Consider the following 17,011-nt stretch of genomic DNA (forward strand, 5'->3'; position numbering starts at 1 on the left):
CTTGGTCCGGCCGGGTGGCCGTGCGCACAGGCAGGGGATGCCCATGAGCAAGACGCGAGTTCGTGCCCGCTCCGAGTCCGCACTTTCCGCGGGAGATTCGTGCCGATCCGAGGCCCTCGAAGGGCGGGTTCTTCTCGCGGTCGTGTACGACGCGCCGACCACGGCTGTCGGTGACGCGCCGACCGGGCTGGTCGTCGCGGATTTCGATGACGACGGCATCCTCGACGCGGCAACGGCGGACTTTGATTCGAACACCGTCACGGTGCTGCTCGGACGCGGCGACGGATCGTTCACACGCTCGCAGACACTCGACACGCTCGGCTCGGCGTCGCGCGTTGTCGCGGGCGACCTGAACGGCGACGGGGCGATCGACCTCGTCGTGAGTGAGTTCGGCAACAACTCCATCGCGGTCTTCCTCGGCAACGGCGACGGAACGTTCGGCGACGCGACGCGCATCGCCGGCAACGGCGGACCGGTCGGGCTTGCGCTGGCCGACCTGAACGGCGACGGCGACCTCGACCTTGTGACGACCAACTTCCTCCTGAACTTCGTCGGCGTCTACATCGGCGACGGGACGGGCGGATTCGGTCCCGCGACACTTCTCCCGGGCGGAACCGCGCCACGGGCGGTTGCGGTCGGCGATCTTACGGGCGACGGCGCGCCGGACCTCGTGGTCGCTGCCTCGGAGGACGACGCGATCCGTGTCTTTATCAACGACGGCTCAGGCGCGTTCGCCGCGCCAGTGCAGTACCTCGTGAGCGCGAACCCGGAGGACGTTGCACTCGGCGACCTGAACGGCGATGGGCACCTCGACGTGGTTGTCGCGTGCGCCGATGACGACGTGGTCACGGTCCGGCTCAACGACGGCACGGGCGCGCTGACCAACCCGGGTTTCCTGGTGTCCGTGGACGCCAGGCCGCGCTCCGTTGCGCTGGCGGATCTCAACGGCGACGGCCGCGTCGACTTCATCACCGGGAACTCCGACGCGAACAACGTTCAGGTCGGCTTCGGCGTGGGCAACGGGAACTTTACGACCTCGCCGGCGTTTCTGGTGGGCCAGGCGCCACGGGCCGTCACGCTGAAGGACATGGACGGGGATAGCGTGCTCGACGTCATGGTCGTGAACGAGGAGAGCGATACGCTCACGATCCTATTCGGCGCGGGCCACGGCGTCTTTGCCGCTCGACGGGACTCCGTGACCGGTGCGCCCATCGGCGCAGCAATGGCGGCGGCAGATCTTGACGGCGACGGCCGCGATGATCTGGTGGCCGTGTTCCCGGAGGACGGCACGGTTCGCGTCTTCTTTTCAGATGGGACAGGCAACTTCCTGGCAGGCCCCTCGTTCGCCACCGGCGGCAGGCCCGTCTTTGTCTCGATCGGCGACCTGAACGGCGACGGTCGTGCCGATATCGCGGTCAGCCTCAACCTGGACGACGCCGTTGCTGTCTTCTTCGGCGACGGCGCCGGCGGGTTCTCGGCGGGCGGCGTGTTCGCAACCTCCGGAGGTCCGCAGGAGGTCCGCATCGGCGACATGGACGGCGACGGCGTACCGGACCTCGTCGTCGGGTGCTCGACGGCGTCGGTGATCGACGTGCTCCTCAATGACGGGAGCGGCTCGTTCGGCGCGCCGGTTTCGTTCGCCGTGCCGGGAAACCCGGTCTCGATCCGGCTTGGTGATCTCGATGAGGACGGCGACCTCGACATCGCCATGGTGACTTCAACGGGCGGCGCTGCGCTGCAATGGCTCCGCAACGGCGGCGACATGAACTTCATCGGCCCGTCGATCGCGGCGAATCTCGGTGGGCTGGGTGTTCGACTCGCACTCGCGGACCTCGACGGCGACGGCGACCTGGATGCGATTGCGACCACGACCGAGGGGAAGGTCGTGGTGTGGCGCAACAACGGGCTGGGGTTCTACTCGCCGGCGGGCGTCTCCGTGGAGGTTGGTGCCGGAGCGGGCGCCATCGAGTTCGCCGACGTGAACGTGGACGGCAGGCCCGACGCGATCGTCGCCGTGCAGGGTTCCGATCGCGTGGTTGTGCTGGAGGGCGATGGGGGCCTCGGATTCCTGACGCCGATTCTCTCGCACGTCGTCGCGGCCGCTCCGGCCGGGCTTGCGGTCGGGAGGTTCGAGGGAAGGGCGTACCTCGGCGTCGCGACGCTGAGCGCCACGGCCGGGACCATCAGCACATACAACAACATCCGCACAGCGTCGAGCATCGACGGCCTGCAGTCCACCCTGCTCACGCTCACGCGCGACCAGCAGTTCACCCTCTCGGTGCAGGCACGCGATAACCCGGCGTCGATCCGGCGCGTCGCGTTCTGGGCGGACTTTAACGGCAACAACGCGATCGACGAAGGTGAGGCGCTCGGCACCGATGAGGACGGCGAGGACGGTTGGTCGATTCTCGCCGTTCTGGGGAGCGGCGCGCCGCTCGGCCCCGGGCTGACCATCATCGCCATCGGCGTCGACTTCGCCGGTGTCGAAACGAACAAACTCACGCTCGATCTCACGGTCATCTATTCGCTGCTGGCCGCGAACGGGGCTGTCGTCTCCGGCGTGCAGGGCGCCGACGGCCGCTACTACGTCGGGGCGAGAAACTCCGACAACCGGCCGCTCGTGTACCGGCAGATCGACCCCGGTAGCCAGGCGTGGGAAGCACGCGATCTCCAGGCGGCGACGGGTTCGCCCGCGCTCGTCGGCGACGTGAGCTTCTTCGTGGACGACAAGGACGGGCTGCTCTACGCGGCCGCGGTCTCTGTGGACGGGCTGCTGCTCTTCGTGCTGCGGAACGGCGCGTGGAGTTTCCGCAATCTCTCGACCGAGATGGGACTTGCTGACGACCTGACCGGGCAACTGACGGCGTTCGTGGATACGACGGGGATCGCGCACGTCGCGGTCATTTCTGCGGCCGGGCATCTGCTGCTCTTCGTGCAGACCGGCGCGGTGAACCCGGACGGGGGCTTCGTGTGGTCGCTCGTGAATCTGAGCACGGATCATCTCGCCGCGCAGGGCATGAGCACTCCCGCGTTCGTGGGTCGCATCACGAGTTACGTCACGAGCTGGAACGCCCGCAACATCGTGGGCGTGGACGCATCGGGCCGTCTGCACACGGTCTGGATCGCCGATGCCGAAGGGTTCACGCTCTGGCGCACCGACGACCTGTCTGCCATTACCGGCGCGCCGACGATCACCGGCGGTCTGACCATCTACCTCACGTCGTGGGACGGGATCAACATCGCCGGCACGGACGAGTCCGGTTCGGTGCTCGTGACGTGGTGGGTTCCGCAGTTCGAGGGCAACTGGGAGGTGAGCGACCTCACGGCCCTCTTCTCGGGGCCGCAACTGGCGGTCGGCTCGCTCACGAGTTACGTCACGCCGTGGGGCGGGCTGAATGTCGCCGGCGTCGGGCCGGACGGCGACCTGGTGATCTACTGGTGGGTTCCGCAGTTCGAGGGCGAGTGGGTCGTCAGTTCCTTTGATGAAGTGCTCCCCGGTGGCTCACCGCGTCCCGACGGCGGCGGGCTGAGCGGGTATGCGGGGGCCGACGGCAGGCTCAACGTCTTCGGACGGAACACCAACCGGGAGGTCATCCGCTACCACTGGGATCCGGGCACGGACGTCTGGACGCCGGAGAACCTGACGGAGGTTGCCGTTCGCGTGTGATCCTGCCGCTCAGGCGATCCGGCGAGGGCGGCCGTTGGGCAGCGCTCTCGTGCGCGCCCGCGTGCTGCGGCGCTCTTCAGACGACACTCTCCGACATCCGACCATCACGCCACCGTCCTTGCAGCGCGCAACCCTGACGACGCGGCAGTGCGATGGAGACGCTTGGTTGCGCGCCAGCAGGACGAGCGCATCCCCCGTTCGCGGGGCCAGTTGGTCGGGAACGACCAGGCCGAACCCGCTTTTCGACGCGTCGCGCAGCCGGCCCGGACAAAGGGAGATCGAGCCGACGATGCGCCAGGCGACGCGGTCGTCGCAGCAGTAGGCGCGGTGGTCCTGGCGGCGTCGAAGCTGGAAGGGCGCATCGGCGTTCCATCCGAAGTCTCCTCTCTTGGCGTCGGGTTTCATGCGGCCACCCCCGCTGTTGTCGAAGCGGCCTTCTCGGCGACCTCGAGCACGGCGGGATCGAAGCGGCCGCTTCGGTCCCCTCGAAGTTCGGCCACCGCCTCAGCGCGAGTTCTGGCACGCCGGTAGGGACGGTCGCTCATCATCGCCGCGAGCGCATCGGAGACGGCGACGATGCTTGCGCCCACGGGAAGCGAGCTCCTTGCCTGCGCTGCACCTTGCGTGTGTGATCGGCGGACGTACATCGAGCCGGCGGTGCCCGCGCCGAGCCGCTCCGCGAGGCGGGCGCTTTCCTCGCCGACCGCCCCCAGGATCGACCGCTCCAGATTGTCGAGCGCGGCGGGGTGTGCCAGCAGGTCGTCCGGAGCGGCGCACTTGCCGACGTCGTGCAGCAACGCCGCCAGCCGAATACGTTCCGATTCCGCCCCGCGGATACCGAGTCGATCCATGATCTCGCACGCGAGTGATGCGGCCTGCTCACAGTGCGTGCCGGTGTGCTCCTGCTGCGAAGGACCCATGGAGGGTGCGAGGCGGCGAATCAGCGCCTCACGACGCTGTTCGACGCTCATCGTTCGGGCGAGTTCGAGGTCGTCGGCCTCCCGTTCGGCGAGCGCCATGCCCCACGTGCAGACACGGTTCCGGCCTCGGTCTTTGGCCATGCACAGGGCATGGTCGGCCCGGAAGATGATCTCTTCGCTCAGGCCGTTCGTGGGGGCGATGGCCACGCCCGCGCTCACCGTGACGCGCAGCGGGCCGGCGCGGGTCTGGATGCGCTGTGCGGCCACTCTGCGGCGGAGGAGTTCCGCCGCGCGCCACGCCTCGCTCTCTCGCCCGACGTGGCGTAGAAGGACGAACTCCTCGCCGCCCCAGCGCACGGCGGTCGCACCTGGTCCGGCGGCGTGGGCGATCGTGGCGGCGATGGCGCGGATCACGTCGTCTCCCGCGGCGTGACCGTACGAGTCGTTCACCCGCTTGAAGTGGTCGACGTCAAACATCACCGCGCTCATGAACCGTCGCCGGTCGTGCCTGGAGCGGCTGCCGGACATGAGCAGGTCGAGGTGCCTGCGGTTGAAAAGACCGGTGAGGTGGTCGGTCTCCGCGAGGCGTCGCATTCGGGCGAGGCGGCGAGCCTGGGTACGGCGTTCGCCGTGGCTCCGGCGCGCCTCGGCGATCGCGTTCTCGACGCGCCTCCAGAGCGTGTCCCCAAGCAGGGCATCCGTCATCGGTACGAAGTCCGCCACGCCTGCACGGAAGCACTCGACGGCGACCTGCTGCTCGCTGCAGGCGGAGACGACGATGAGCGGACAGGGTGCGATGGTGCGGCGTACCGCGTCGAGGGCCGCGCTCGCCGGACGCGGGACAAGATCGGCGTCGAGAACCGCACAGTCGAAGTGCCTGTCACGCGCGGCTCGGAGAAGGTGATCCCCGTCGCTGACGCACATGACGTCCAGGAATGGTCGCCCCTCTCCCAGCCTCGCGTTGAGCAAGCCACGCCGCGTCGAGTCCCGCTGGGCCAGCAGCACCCTCGTTCTCGCCATGGTCGTGCCTCCCCGGAGCGGCGCGGCCACCCCGATCAGGGACGATCGGCGGGCTGCTCGCGGGAGTTCAGTCGTCACACGGGTTCCTCGCGCGGGTGGAACGCACCATCGATGCACGCTCGTCATCCGGCACACGTGCTGCGCGGCGCAGGACTGTCATCGAACGCGAACGCGTCCCACGTTGCGGGGGGTCAGGCCGTGCCGCACGCAGCAACGAGCCTTCGGAAGAGGCCGATGCCCGCGGCTTCATGCTCCGTGCGCTCCGGGTGCCACTGCACGCCGACGTAAAACACGCGGTCCGGATCCCAGACAGCCTCGATCACCCCATCGGGGCATCGCGCGAGCACGCGCAGCCCCCCTGAATCGGAGACGGCCTGCCGATGGCGGCTGAAAACGACGAGCGGACCTGCACCGAGTGGTCTGTGCGGGCCGGTGTCGGCCGGCACGACCTCGTGTGTTCCATCCCGGTGCATCGCGGCGATCGATGGCGAGGATTCCTCCATGCGCTGGTCGAGAGCGCCGCCTGCGTGGAGCGCCATCATCTGCATGCCGAGGCAGACGCCGAGGACGGGCTTGTCGCGGTGGCGTTGCTCGAGTACGTCGAGCAGGGCGGCTTCGTATGCCTGCCGGTCGGTGTGAACAGGTGTGGCGAGCGGGTGGGTTGTGCCGCCGAACGGCTCCATGCGGGGATCGTCGCCACCCGTGAGAACGAACGCGGAGAATCGGCGTGCGTGCTCGCCCGCCGCTGCCCTGATCGGCGGCAGGAGGACGGGCACTCCGCCCGCGGCGGTGACCGCGTGGGCGTAGCGCGTGTAGGCGAAGGCACGCGCGCCGTTGGGAGATTCGCAGAGGTCCGTCGTGATGCCGACGAGCGGCGGATCGGCCGTTCGCCAGGTTGGCGTGCGAGCCGTTCGTCCGTCGCTTGGCTTGCCCGCCATCGCTCTCACTCTACGCCGCGGGGCACGGTCGTGCGGTAGAGTTGCCCCGTGCGACGGCTGCGGGGCGTGATCGTGCTGCTGAGTGTCGCCCTCATCGGGGCGGCGGTTCTCGTGGTGCAGTCCCGTCCCGTGCGGAGCGGGCCGGTGCCCTTGTTGAGCCTCCTGCCCTCGCAGGTCGAGTCGATCCGGCTCGATTCGCCGGGGTCTCCGTCAATCATCGTGAGGTCGGAGGGTTTCGCCCGCGAGTGGATGATCGTGGTTCGCGGGTTGGATGGGACGGAATCACGCTGGCCCGCATCGGAGCCTCGCGTGCGCGCCGCGTTTCGCGTGCTCGCTTCGCTGTCGGGTGAAGCGAGCGATCCTCTCCGGGATGCCGACGTCGGGTCGGTCGTGACGATCACGGCCACGGACGGGTCCGAATGGAGGCTCCGGCTCGCGGCGCAGACGCTGGCTGGCCGAGGACGGGTGCGTGTCGAGAGTCCGTCCGGCCGGATCGTGCACGCCCTCGTGGAAGGCGAGACCCACGCGATGCTCGCGCGGCAGAGCGTCATGCAGTGGCGCGATACGCGGGCCATCCCAGGTTTCGACGGCACGGCGTCGCGGTTCCGCGCTCAAACCGCCGACACCCAGTTGGGCATTGCCTCCGTGCGGGGTCGGTGGGGGATCCAAGGCCCGTTCATCGCGCCCGCGGAGCCGCGCATCGTCAAGGAGCTGCTGCGGGCTGCCGAGTCGCTGACCGTGGCGCGGTTCCGTGACGAGCCGCACACGGCGACGGACGCCCGCCCGTTGCTGGTCATCGAGGTCGAATCAGACCTGCCCTCGCCGACCGGCGACGAACGCGACCGGCGAGTGATCGTGCGGAGGCTGTCGGTGCTGGAGCCCGCCGATGCCTCCGGGGCGCGCTACCTGGCGCTCGCGGAAGCGTCGATGCTGACGCCGCACACGCGAAGGAGCGATACGATCTCCGGTCCAGCGCTGGTTGAAGTACCCTCCGAATCCATCGCCGCGCTCCCGTTGGACCCGGAGGTGTTCATTGTGCGGCGAGCGGTGGCTGTCCCATCGGCGGATGTCGGACGGGTCTCGCTCGGATCGCTCGTGCTCGAACGCACGCATGAGGGTTGGGTGCGGATCGACAGCGAACAGCCCGTGCCGCTCGCGACCGAGGATGTTGCCGGCCTGGAAGCGGTGCTGACGCTCCTCGTGGACGTCCCCGCGGACGTCGTTCGTCGGAGCGGCGATGAGCCGCCCGAGGGATTCGAGCAGGTCGCCACGCTCTCACTCCGTGGGCTGGACGGTTCCGACCTCGGCTCATTCGCCGTCGGTGTTGCCCCGCTCGATGCGGCGAGTCCGCAGCCCGACGCGGCAGCCGTCGTGCGCGACGCCGTGGCGACGCGCTTCTACCGTGCTGCCCGATCGCACGACGCGATCGCCTGGCTGGCCCGGCGCGTGCCTTGGTGAGCCTCGCCCCCTACGCGCGCGATGACTGGCGCTCGACGGGCGTCGCGTGCAGAGCGATGTCTCGCCGGTAGACCATGCCTTCGAAGCGGATTCGCTCGCACGCGGCGTAGGCCCGTTCGCGAGCTTCCGCAATCGTCTCGCCGAGCGCGGTCACGCCGAGCACGCGCCCTCCCGCCGTGACGATGCGTCCCCGCTCGTCCGCCTTCGTGCCAGCATGGTAGACGGTGACGCCCTCGACCTCTTCGGCTTCGTCCAAGCCCTTGATCGGCACGCCCGTCCGCGGCGCGTCCGGGTAGCCCTGGCTCGCCAGGACGACGCACACCGCCGGGCGAGGATCCCAATCCAGGTCAACCTCGTCAAGCCGCCGGTCGCACGCGGCGATCAGCGTCCGCAGCAGGTTCCCCCGGAAACGCGACATCAGCGGCTGGCACTCCGGGTCGCCGAAGCGTGTGTTGAACTCCAGCACTTTCGGCCCGCCCGGCGTGAGCATCAGCCCCGCATAGAGCACGCCGCGGAAGTCGATGCCTTCGCGCCGCAGAGCATCGACCGTCGGCACGAGGATCTGCCGTTCGACACGGGCCATGAGTTCGTCGTCGATGCCCTCGGCCGGGCAGAACGCGCCCATGCCGCCGGTGTTCGGGCCTTCGTCGCCGTCGCGGAGCCGCTTGTGGTCCTGGCAGGGCGGCAGGATGTGGATGCTTCGCCCATCCACGAGCGCGAGCACCGAGACCTCGCGCCCCTTCAGCCGCTCCTCAATGACGACGGTGCGGCCGGCGTCACCGAAGACGCGCTGCCGCATGATCCGGTCGATCGCTACCCGGGCTTCGTCCAGCGACTCCGGCACGACGACGCCCTTGCCCTTCGCCAGCCCAGCGGCCTTGATGACCTGCGGCTCGTCGCGCGATTCCAGGAACGCGATGGCTGCTTCGGGGTCGCTGAACGCACGACCCTCGGCGGTCGGAATCGCCGCGCCGCGCATCAACTGCTTCGCCCACGCCTTGTCGGCTTCGAGGCGAGCACCGTCCGCCCCGGGTCCGAACACGCGACGGTGGGGGGCACTCAGGGCGTCCGCCCATCCCTCCGCGAGCGGATCCTCGGGTCCGATGACGACGAGACCGATCCGCTTATGGTCGCAGAACTGGACGAGGCGATAGATCTCGCGCTTGCTGGCCGGGAAATCGATCGCTCGCCCGAGCGTCGCCAGCCCCGCGTTGCCCGGGGTGGCGAGCCAGAGATCGCCCATGCCGGACGAGCGTGCGAGCGCGACCGCCAGCGCGTGCTCGCGTCCGCCGCCGCCGACGAGCAGGACGTTGGTGCGTGAGCCTGTTGCCTGTGGTTCAGGGCTTGGCGACATCGGGCGATGATACGGCCCCATGCACAGGCCGCACGGCATCACGCGGCGTTCGCTTCCGAGCGGCTGCATTCAAACAGGCCTCCCCCGGCGTCGACCGCGTGCGTCCAGCCCTCCGTTGGTTCCCGTGGTTTCCGCCGCGGGTTGACCCACGCGGAGATCAGCCATACGGTTGCCCAGATTGCGGGGTAGAGCAGCCTGGTAGCTCGTCGGGCTCATAACCCGGAGGTCGCAGGTTCAAATCCTGCCCCCGCTATTCCGGCCGCCGCAACTTTTTCGGTTGCGGCGGTTTCTTTTTGGACCACGCGGCCGTCCGGCAGGACGGTCATCGGCCCGACGACCTCGGCAATGAACCGGTTGACCTGGGCCGGGGTCATCAGCCCGGCGAAGTTGGCCTTCGCCTCCAGGAAGGCCTGCCGACAATCGGCCATCAGGTCGTCCATGTCCGCCACCGACTGGACCGCGACCGCCTCCAGTGCCTGCCGGAGTTCCTCCCGCTTCGCGTCGTGCTCGGCGAGCTGGCGGGCCACCGCCTTCTTGGCGCCGGCCTCGATGTCCGGGTCGGCGAGCAGGCGGGTGAGGTTCCCGATGAACTTGTCCGCCTCCGCGATCTCCCCCCTGAGCCGCGTCGTCTCGCTGCGGTTCGCCTCCAGCGCCTCGCTCGCCATCGCCGCGACTTCGTCGAGCACGCCGTCCATATCGTCGAAGACGGCGCTCATCGCATCCTGCACGCACTCCAGCAGCTTGTCCTCGCGCAGCGATGCCTTGTTGCCGCAGGCCTCCGGCCCGTGCGACTGCCGATGGCCGCAGGCGTAGTAGCGGTACGCGCCCTTGGAGTTCGCACTCTTGCGCGCGTAGAAGACGTTGCCGCAGCCGGCACAGAACAGGTGGCGCGTGAATGGGCGGACTTCTTTTGCCTCACGCGGACGGTTGACCCGGTTGGCCGCAAGCTGTGCCTGGGCGCGCTCAAAGGTCGCGTCATCGATGATGCGCAGTGACTCGTCGCGGTTGACGACGTGGCGATCCTCGTCGCTCCAGCGCGGAACGCGCCGCCCCGTGCTGCGGTCGAGCTTGAAGCAGCGGCGCAGGTAGCGCACCTCGCCGACGAGCATGGCGTTGGTCAGGATGCTCCGGATCGTCCCGAATCCCCACGGCCCGCCGAGCCGCGTCGGCACACCGCGCGCCCGCACGCGGCGGGCCACTTCCTTCAGACCGATGGACTCGGCGAGGTACGTCTCGAAGATGAAGTGCACCGTCTCGGCTTCCTCTTCGTGGACGGCCAGCCGCTTCTTCCCGTCCTCGCCTTGCACGATGCGGTAGCCGTAGGGCGGCGGTCCGCCCGTCCAGCATCCCTCGCGGTGGCGCTGCACGAGTCCGGCCCGCGTCCGCTCGGCCAGCACGCGGCTGTAGTCGGCGGCGACGACGAGCTGCACCCCGCGGGCCAGGGCGTTCGTCCCTTCGGTGACGCTCACCACTTCGATGCCGTGCTGTTCGAGATCCTCGACGAGCACGTGCGTCTCGGCGGCGCGGCCGAGCCGATCGTACTTGTAGACGTAGAGCCTGCCGATACGGCCGGCCTCGGCTTCCTCCATCAGCCGCAGAAGTTCGGTGCGCCCGCCCGTGGTGCGGCCGGTCTTCGCCTGGTCGATGAAGTGGCGCAGTTCCTTGCCGGCGGCGCGCTCACACGCTTCCACCTGCACGGCCACGCTGGTCGAGTCGTCCTGCGCGTGGCTGGAGTAGCGGGCGTAGAGCGCGTCGTACTTACGCCCCGTGTGACCGTTTTGTCCGTTCGCTGTCGTGACCATCGGCGCTCCCGTGCGGCCCAGCCGCCTTGTCGATACCGCTTCTCCTCTCGTGGTAGAGCGCGACGGCCCGTGCCGCGACGACGCGGACCACCCACCCGCGAAGGGCGGCGTGATCGCGTATCACTATACCGCCCGCGTCAAGCGCGGTTGCGCCTTCTGGGGCGGTTTCGCGCCCGTTCGCGGAGGTCCAGGATGGAGCACGTCGCGGCACGCACGGTCTCCGTTGAATGCACCTCAGGCGCGCTGCGCCATGCGGTCGCGCAGCCGCTGGTAGGCGGCGGTCACTTCCTTGAAGCGCTGCACGGCGAGTTCGACCAGGTGCGGCTCGACGTTCTTCCCGCTCAAGCCGTCGGGGTGGTACTTGCGGCAGGCGTCGCGGTAGGCGCGCTTGACCTCGTCACACGACGCGCCGCGCTTGAGGCCGAGCAGTGCCAGGTCGGCGTCGAGTGAATCCGCCGGAGCCGACGCGCCCTGCGCCGCTTCCTCTTTGTCATCGCCCGGATACCAGCGATGGTTCGGGCGACGCCGGCGGCGCTTCCACTCCCGCCATTCGGAATGCTCGCGCGCGAGCAGGTTCAGATGCTCGATCACGCGATTGAACTTGGCGGCGGCCAACTCCCTGAAATCATCCGCCGCCGTGCGCTTCAACCGGACGAATGCGCCCGAAGCGAAGCACAGCGCAATCCCCGACCCTGACCCATCACGCCAGACTGATGCGGTGACGATCAGGGACATGCATGACCAGTCGTACTCACTGACGCGGGACAGGCGCCGGCTCACGTCTTCCCCGCGCCGGAACTTCAAGGGGTCCGCCCTGGCGTCGTACCCTTGTTCTTTCATGTACCGCACCAGTTCGGCGCGCGCGATTGAGGGGGGCAGCGACACCCGGGCGTGGCTGGACCACGTTACGTAGTCGTCACCGCCGCCCCACTCAATCCACGCAAACAGGATCGCCCAGCCGACGGTGACAAGCACGCCGATGACGATGATGACGGCCGTCATCGCGGGTGCCTCCGCTGGGTCAGCCGGTCGGCGGCATCGAGGCCGCGCCGCATGGCATCGGTGTTCCCCGACAGGAAGCGCCCGACGGGAACCAGAATCCACTTGTACACACCGACCCAGACGAAGAACCCAGCGACGTAGGTCAGCAACATGCCGAGGCTTTCCATGACGAGTCTCCTGTGACGATGGTGCTCACTTGCGGAACAGGCGCCGCCCGATCTCGAAGCCGCGCTTGGTGAGTTCGGGATTGCGCGCGCCGAAGCGGAAGATGGGAATGACGACGTGCTTGAACACCAGCACCCAGAACGCGATGGTGATAACGATGCAGAGCAGATTGACCAGACCGTCCATGACGTTGTCCTTTCAGATGGGGTTGCCGTCAGGCGACCCTGTTGATGCGTGCGCCCGCCGCCACGCGCGGTGGGTCGTAACGACTCTCCGTCGCGCGATCAGTCGCGCTCAGGCTCGGGCGGTTCGGGTTCATGGCCGCGCTCGGCGTCGCGCTGCTGCTCGGCCTGTTGCAGGCGCTCTTCGAGGATGGACGGCGCGGCGTCGTCCTTCGACGCCGCATGTTCCTTGTCCGGGCGCAGACCTTCCGTCACCAGGCCGGGCGGCCGCGTGCCGATCATGCCGTACTCGGGATGTTGGGCAGCCGTCCCGGGACCCCAGAACGCCGAACCCAGTTCGTGGAGGCCCTGGCGCCAGTAAGCGCCGAGCACTTCGCGGCTGCGGCTGAGATTCTCACGCAGATTCATCCTGTACTCCTTTCTGAATGGGGTTCACTCACCGCGCATGCGGCGGAACGCTTCCGCCGCGTCGCGTTGTTCAACGAATGCATCGTGGAGATCGAGCGAACGGCGATGTTGGAGCGCGCCGCTCATGCCGGAGGTGGCGCCGGCGCCGAAGGCGGCGAACATCAGGTAGGCGCCGAGCGGCTGGCTCACCGGGAGCAGCAGCGCGCCGGCGAGGAACACGACCAGGAACTCCAGCCCCGTCTTGATGCGCTGCTCCGGCGTGCGCCGGAAGACGCGCTGCAACAGCGGCGCGCCGTTGAAAAGCGAGTGCGGCTGCGGACCGCCTCGCCGGACGCGCGCCGCCGTGCAGATGCGCGCCCGCAGCAGCGCCAGCCAGTAGAGAGCCAGGAAGCCGAGCATCGGCTCAGCGCTGTGCCCTTCCCAGAACACCGGCCAGAACAGGATCAGGGCGAAGCCGGCCGCCGCCTGCATGCCGAAATACCGTTGACCAAACGTATCGGCGCGGCGCAGAAACACCTCGACGGTGACGGCGAACGTCCGCGCAATGAACGTCAGCACGCCGAGGAACTGGTTGAAGTCTTTCTTCGAGACCATCGGGTCAGGTTGCTGTTGCTGGAACATGGCGTTTGTCTCCGTTCACTTGTGCGCGCAGTCACCGCGCGGGCGGTCCGCGCCGCTTTTCCCTGCCGCTTACTTCACGCTGGCGCTACGACTTCTGGTTGAAAGACACCGGGAGCCAGCTGCGACCCGATGCCCTGAATACCCGTCCGTTCTGAAACGCGATGCCGTCCACGATCCAGCCGTTGTCCGGCCCGCCCGTGCGCAGCCGGGTGAACGCGCGCGGCTCGACCTCCGCCTCCATGACCTCCGAGAAGCCGCCGCTCGTCGTGCCGTTGTCGCGCGCCCAGTCGAGACCGAGCAGCGCGCTCACCTGGTCGTCGGCCGCGTGCGAGTGATTGCCGCTGGCGCGGACCTGCAAGGTGCGGCCGATCAGGCGCGAGCTCCAGTCATTGGTTTGAACGTCAGAATTGGCATGCAGCACTTTGAGCGCGCAATTGCCGAAGATGGCATCCGCCTCGGCGCGCCCCTTGTCGCCGCCGCCAAGCGCGGCGTACACCCCGGGCACGCCCTGGGTCAGCAGCACGCAGCCGACGCGCGACGACCGGCATGTCGCCAGGAACTGCGCGTCGTGCGTCGGCGAGACGAACGTCTGAAACTCATCGCACCACAAGCAGATCAATCGGCTGTCAGGAGTCACACGACGGCCCTGCATGCTCCGCTGCCAGCAATACTTGAGCACGGCGTTGGCGATGACGCCGGTTTCGCGGTAGGTCTGCGTCGGCAGGCCACAGACGATGATGGCCCCGTCTTCGCAGTCGCCCGGTGTGACAGTGGTGTCCGCGCCGAAGAGCGATCGAAGCTCGCCGCGCTGCATGGGGTCGAGTTGCGAGGTAAGACAGCTCACGACGACCGATCGTGTCTTTGGCGCCAGCGCGGGAAGCTCGCAGAGGACATAGTCGGCGACCAGCGCGAAGTCCTGCGCCTGCGCCGTGCTCTTGCTACGCCTGTCCGCCTCCGACAGCAGTTGGAAGCAGTAGGACGACTTTCGCCACTCTTCCGAGCGCACGTCGTCGAGCGACTGCGGCGCCGAGATGACGGCGCGGTAGAGCGCGTCGATCGTGACCGTGCCCGTCGCGAGGATCAGCAGATCCACGAAGTTCCTGATGAGTTGCTTCGTCGCGCGCCGCCAGTACGCCTCGTCGTCGCGTGCGCCGCCGCTGCCGCCTTGGCGGTCGGCGCACTCGAGGATCGCTTCGAGCAGGCCGACGACATTCTCGGCGGACGAGACCGAGCCCTCGCGCGCCAGCTCGTAGGACACGGGGTTGAACCGCCAGGGACCGCCGGGACGTATGACCCGAAGGTCGGCGCTGCGTCCGGTCGCGGCGGCGTATTCCTCCCACAGCGTCACCTCATCCGCTTTGGCGCAGCACACGAGGAGGCCGGCTTTCGCGGTCCCGAGCAAGGCGAGCGCCAGCGCCCGCCCGCTTCCCGTCGTCTTGCCCGCGCCGCTGGCTCCAGTCACGAGGACGTTCTCCGTCACCATCCTGGCGGTGTACGCGTCTTCCGGCGATAACCAGATCAACGGCGCTGCGAGCGCGTCCGCTTGCGGCGCATGGGCTTTCGCGTTGCGCTTGCGCCGGATTTGCAGGCACACCAGCAGCAGCATGAGGACGAGGCAGCCGATGCCGACGGCGTCCGACAAGGTGTCCGGGTTGGGAGGCGAGGCGTCAAACACGAGTCACTTACCCGCCTTCCGCCGCGCGTCCGCGTCGCTCTTGATCAGCGTGGCGATGATGAACAGGACAAACGTGGGAATCAGCTCCATGACGAATCTCCGTTACTTGCCGTTGACCGAGATGCTCCTGACGACTTCCGCCAGCGGTCGACCGTCGGCGCCGGCGTGCCTGAGCTGCTCGGCAAGGTCCATGAACCAGGTCATGACTGACTCGACCGTCAGCGTCGGGGCGGACACGGCGATCGAGCGGCCGCCATCCAACTTGATGACGACGCGGTCGCGCGGCGTGCGCTGCCGCTGGGTGGTGCGTGCAGCGGACCGGCCCGCCCTGACGGCCTTTGTCTCCGCGACCAGCCGGTCGCGCGTCAGCCGGCCTTCCAAGACTTCCTGCGCCAGGCGGCGCTGTTCCGCGACATCGCCGATCCTGGCAAGTTCGTAGGCGGTGCTGTAGGGAATTCGGCCCGCTTGCACGTGCTCCAGAATCTCCGGGGCCAGCAGCAGCAGGGACATGACCTTGGACACGGTGGCGGGCGAAGTCCCGACGCGCTTTGCAATCTCCGCCGCCGGCCGGTTCGTCGCCTTCATCAGCCGGTCATACGCTTTCGCCTTCTCTGCCGGGTTCAGGTCCTCACGGGCGCAGTTCTCGATCAGCTGGAGTTCGATGATCTCCGCTTCGCTCAGTTCACCCTCCATGAGGATGGCAGGGATGGCCGTCAGACCTGCCATCGTCGCGGCGCGCCAGCGCCGCTCCCCCGCGATGATCCGGTAGCGCTCGCCGACTCGGCGCACCGTGATCGGTTGCTGCACGCCAACGACCTTGACAGTCATGGCGAGTCCCAGCAAGGACTGCTCGTCGAAGTGCTCCCGCACTTGTGGTTCGGGGTCCACCAGGTCGATGGGGAGGTCTTGAACGGTCCGCTTCGGCATAAACGTCTCCTTGCGCCTGCCACTTCCGGGGGTGAGAAGCGCGGGCACGGCACGCGGGCCGTGCCCGGCTCTCACCACCCCTTGGCGGGGGCTCCCGTGACGGGCCTCCCGCCCGCCGCTATCCTTTTGCCGGGGCGTGTTTCCTGCTGTATGCGCACCCGTGGAACGCCACGGGGAACGCGTTCGCCCCAAGGCAGAGTGCGCGGACGGGCCGGGCGCTCTCGCCGCCAGTTCCGTTTTTTTTCCTGGAGGCTTCGGCCACTTGGCCCTATCCCGGACCGGTTCGATGCAAGCCGACGATCTCATTCAGCTCGCCAGCCAGGGGGACGCCGATGCGCTCGAACGTCTTCTCCGCCGCTACCGATCGTGGATGCTCGGAATCGCACGGGCGGAGATCGGCGAGTCGCTGCGGCGCTACGTGGACGACGACGACATTGTCCAGCACGCTTCCGCGCAGGCCTTCCGATACATCGCGACACTGGACATCACAGAAGATCCCTCGAAGCAGTTCGAGGCATGGTTGTCACAGGTGTTGCGAAACAGCGTCCGTTACTTCGCCCGCAAGCACCGCAGAAGAATGGAACGCCTGGCGACGAGCGTCATGGAGGTCCATCCGGAGCGCGGACCGACAGCCAGCGCCGTGGCCCGCGCCACCGAGCGCAGGAGCCGCCTGGAGGACGCGATTGCCGGGCTTCCGGAGGAGTACCGCGTTGTGATCGAGCTGCAACTCAAGGGACTCAAGCAGAAGCAGATCGCGGATCGACTGGGCACGACGAAGGCCGTCATCAACAGTCGTCAAGAGCGAGCGCGACGGCAACTGCGCGAACTGCTGGGGTCAACGTCGCTCAATCTGCCGTCGGCGTAACGGGACC

Annotated in this window: 12 protein-coding genes, 1 tRNA gene and 3 pseudogenes; 5 read left to right on the forward strand and 11 right to left on the reverse strand. The window is 68.2% G+C overall.

What is annotated here, in order from left to right:
* Nucleotides 1–37 precede the first annotated feature (37 nt).
* Entirely contained in the window at nucleotides 38–3,667 is a 3,630-nt protein-coding gene (locus FBT69_06775; protein MDL1904505.1) for a VCBS repeat-containing protein, read from the forward strand.
* A gap of 9 nt (nucleotides 3,668–3,676) precedes the next feature.
* Here the strand turns inward: FBT69_06775 and FBT69_06780 are convergent, their stop codons facing one another.
* The 3 genes from FBT69_06780 to FBT69_06790 all read right to left on the reverse strand — a co-directional run bounded on the left by FBT69_06780 (nucleotide 3,677) and on the right by FBT69_06790 (nucleotide 6,545).
* Entirely contained in the window at nucleotides 3,677–4,072 is a 396-nt protein-coding gene (locus tag FBT69_06780; protein MDL1904506.1) for a hypothetical protein, read from the reverse strand.
* Nucleotides 4,069–5,733 (reverse strand): diguanylate cyclase, encoded by a 1,665-nt coding sequence (locus FBT69_06785; GenBank protein MDL1904507.1) that lies wholly within the window; start codon nucleotides 5,731–5,733, stop codon nucleotides 4,069–4,071. The genes FBT69_06780 and FBT69_06785 overlap by 4 nt, the downstream gene beginning before the upstream one ends.
* Nucleotides 5,734–5,798: 65 nt before the next feature.
* The gene (locus FBT69_06790; GenBank protein ID MDL1904508.1) at nucleotides 5,799–6,545 is read right to left on the reverse strand and encodes a gamma-glutamyl-gamma-aminobutyrate hydrolase family protein; all 747 of its coding nucleotides are present in this window, start codon (nucleotides 6,543–6,545) and stop codon (nucleotides 5,799–5,801) included.
* A gap of 48 nt (nucleotides 6,546–6,593) precedes the next feature.
* On the opposite strand from FBT69_06790, the gene FBT69_06795 reads away from it, so the two are divergent.
* Nucleotides 6,594–8,003, forward strand: coding sequence for a hypothetical protein (locus FBT69_06795; protein MDL1904509.1), 1,410 nt, complete (start codon nucleotides 6,594–6,596; stop codon nucleotides 8,001–8,003).
* 10 nt (nucleotides 8,004–8,013) lie between these two features.
* On the opposite strand, the gene purD is transcribed toward FBT69_06795, so the two are convergent.
* A complete protein-coding gene (purD, locus tag FBT69_06800) occupies nucleotides 8,014–9,357 on the reverse strand; it encodes a phosphoribosylamine--glycine ligase (protein ID MDL1904510.1) in 1,344 nt (447 codons plus the stop codon).
* A 179-nt stretch (nucleotides 9,358–9,536) separates the two neighbouring features.
* Here purD and FBT69_06805 point away from each other — a divergent pair.
* Together FBT69_06805 and FBT69_06810 are read left to right on the forward strand one after the other, a co-directional pair.
* Nucleotides 9,537–9,610 (forward strand) — tRNA-Met (locus FBT69_06805).
* A gap of 138 nt (nucleotides 9,611–9,748) precedes the next feature.
* Nucleotides 9,749–9,847: pseudogene (locus tag FBT69_06810) on the forward strand (peptide-binding protein).
* 229 nt (nucleotides 9,848–10,076) lie between these two features.
* Here the strand turns inward: FBT69_06810 and FBT69_06815 are convergent.
* The 7 genes and pseudogenes from FBT69_06815 to FBT69_06845 all read right to left on the reverse strand — a co-directional run bounded on the left by FBT69_06815 (nucleotide 10,077) and on the right by FBT69_06845 (nucleotide 16,445).
* A pseudogene (locus tag FBT69_06815) lies at nucleotides 10,077–10,349 on the reverse strand (hypothetical protein).
* Nucleotides 10,350–10,703: 354 nt separating this feature from the next.
* A pseudogene (locus tag FBT69_06820) lies at nucleotides 10,704–11,159 on the reverse strand (recombinase family protein).
* Between the two features lie 234 nt (nucleotides 11,160–11,393).
* Nucleotides 11,394–12,161: a J domain-containing protein gene (locus tag FBT69_06825; GenBank protein MDL1904511.1), complete on the reverse strand. Its 768-nt coding sequence runs from the start codon at nucleotides 12,159–12,161 to the stop codon at nucleotides 11,394–11,396.
* A gap of 449 nt (nucleotides 12,162–12,610) precedes the next feature.
* Nucleotides 12,611–12,916 (reverse strand): hypothetical protein, encoded by a 306-nt coding sequence (locus FBT69_06830; GenBank protein ID MDL1904512.1) that lies wholly within the window; start codon nucleotides 12,914–12,916, stop codon nucleotides 12,611–12,613.
* A 24-nt stretch (nucleotides 12,917–12,940) separates the two neighbouring features.
* Nucleotides 12,941–13,537: a hypothetical protein gene (locus FBT69_06835; protein ID MDL1904513.1), complete on the reverse strand. Its 597-nt coding sequence runs from the start codon at nucleotides 13,535–13,537 to the stop codon at nucleotides 12,941–12,943.
* A gap of 85 nt (nucleotides 13,538–13,622) precedes the next feature.
* Complete coding sequence (locus tag FBT69_06840) at nucleotides 13,623–15,143, reverse strand: hypothetical protein (GenBank protein MDL1904514.1); 1,521 nt, start codon at nucleotides 15,141–15,143, stop codon at nucleotides 13,623–13,625.
* A gap of 171 nt (nucleotides 15,144–15,314) precedes the next feature.
* Nucleotides 15,315–16,445, reverse strand: coding sequence for a ParB/RepB/Spo0J family partition protein (locus tag FBT69_06845; GenBank protein MDL1904515.1), 1,131 nt, complete (start codon nucleotides 16,443–16,445; stop codon nucleotides 15,315–15,317).
* Between FBT69_06845 and FBT69_06850 the strand changes: the two genes are divergently transcribed.
* Nucleotides 16,426–17,004 (forward strand): sigma-70 family RNA polymerase sigma factor, encoded by a 579-nt coding sequence (locus tag FBT69_06850; GenBank protein MDL1904516.1) that lies wholly within the window; start codon nucleotides 16,426–16,428, stop codon nucleotides 17,002–17,004. The two genes, FBT69_06845 and FBT69_06850, sit on opposite strands and share 20 nt — an antisense overlap.
* Nucleotides 17,005–17,011: the final 7 nt, after the last annotated feature.

This window comes from Synechococcales cyanobacterium CNB, from assembly GCA_030263455.1.
GTDB lineage: Bacteria > Planctomycetota > Phycisphaerae > Phycisphaerales > UBA1924 > CAADGN01.

Bases quoted from the DNA above. Each gene is read 5' to 3' on its own strand.
- FBT69_06780 (MDL1904506.1), bottom strand. From the start codon at position 4,072: ATGAAACCCGACGCCAAGAGAGGAGACTTCGGATGGAACGCCGATGCG.
- FBT69_06775 (MDL1904505.1), top strand. From the start codon at position 38: ATGCCCATGAGCAAGACGCGAGTTCGTGCCCGCTCCGAGTCCGCACTT.
- FBT69_06790 (MDL1904508.1), bottom strand. From the start codon at position 6,545: ATGGCGGGCAAGCCAAGCGACGGACGAACGGCTCGCACGCCAACCTGG.
- FBT69_06785 (MDL1904507.1), bottom strand. From the start codon at position 5,733: ATGACGAGCGTGCATCGATGGTGCGTTCCACCCGCGCGAGGAACCCGT.
- FBT69_06835 (MDL1904513.1), bottom strand. From the start codon at position 13,537: ATGTTCCAGCAACAGCAACCTGACCCGATGGTCTCGAAGAAAGACTTC.
- FBT69_06825 (MDL1904511.1), bottom strand. From the start codon at position 12,161: ATGACGGCCGTCATCATCGTCATCGGCGTGCTTGTCACCGTCGGCTGG.
- FBT69_06840 (MDL1904514.1), bottom strand. From the start codon at position 15,143: ATGCTGCTGCTGGTGTGCCTGCAAATCCGGCGCAAGCGCAACGCGAAA.
- FBT69_06845 (MDL1904515.1), bottom strand. From the start codon at position 16,445: ATGAGATCGTCGGCTTGCATCGAACCGGTCCGGGATAGGGCCAAGTGG.
- purD (MDL1904510.1), bottom strand. From the start codon at position 9,357: ATGTCGCCAAGCCCTGAACCACAGGCAACAGGCTCACGCACCAACGTC.
- FBT69_06850 (MDL1904516.1), top strand. From the start codon at position 16,426: ATGCAAGCCGACGATCTCATTCAGCTCGCCAGCCAGGGGGACGCCGAT.
- FBT69_06830 (MDL1904512.1), bottom strand. From the start codon at position 12,916: ATGAATCTGCGTGAGAATCTCAGCCGCAGCCGCGAAGTGCTCGGCGCT.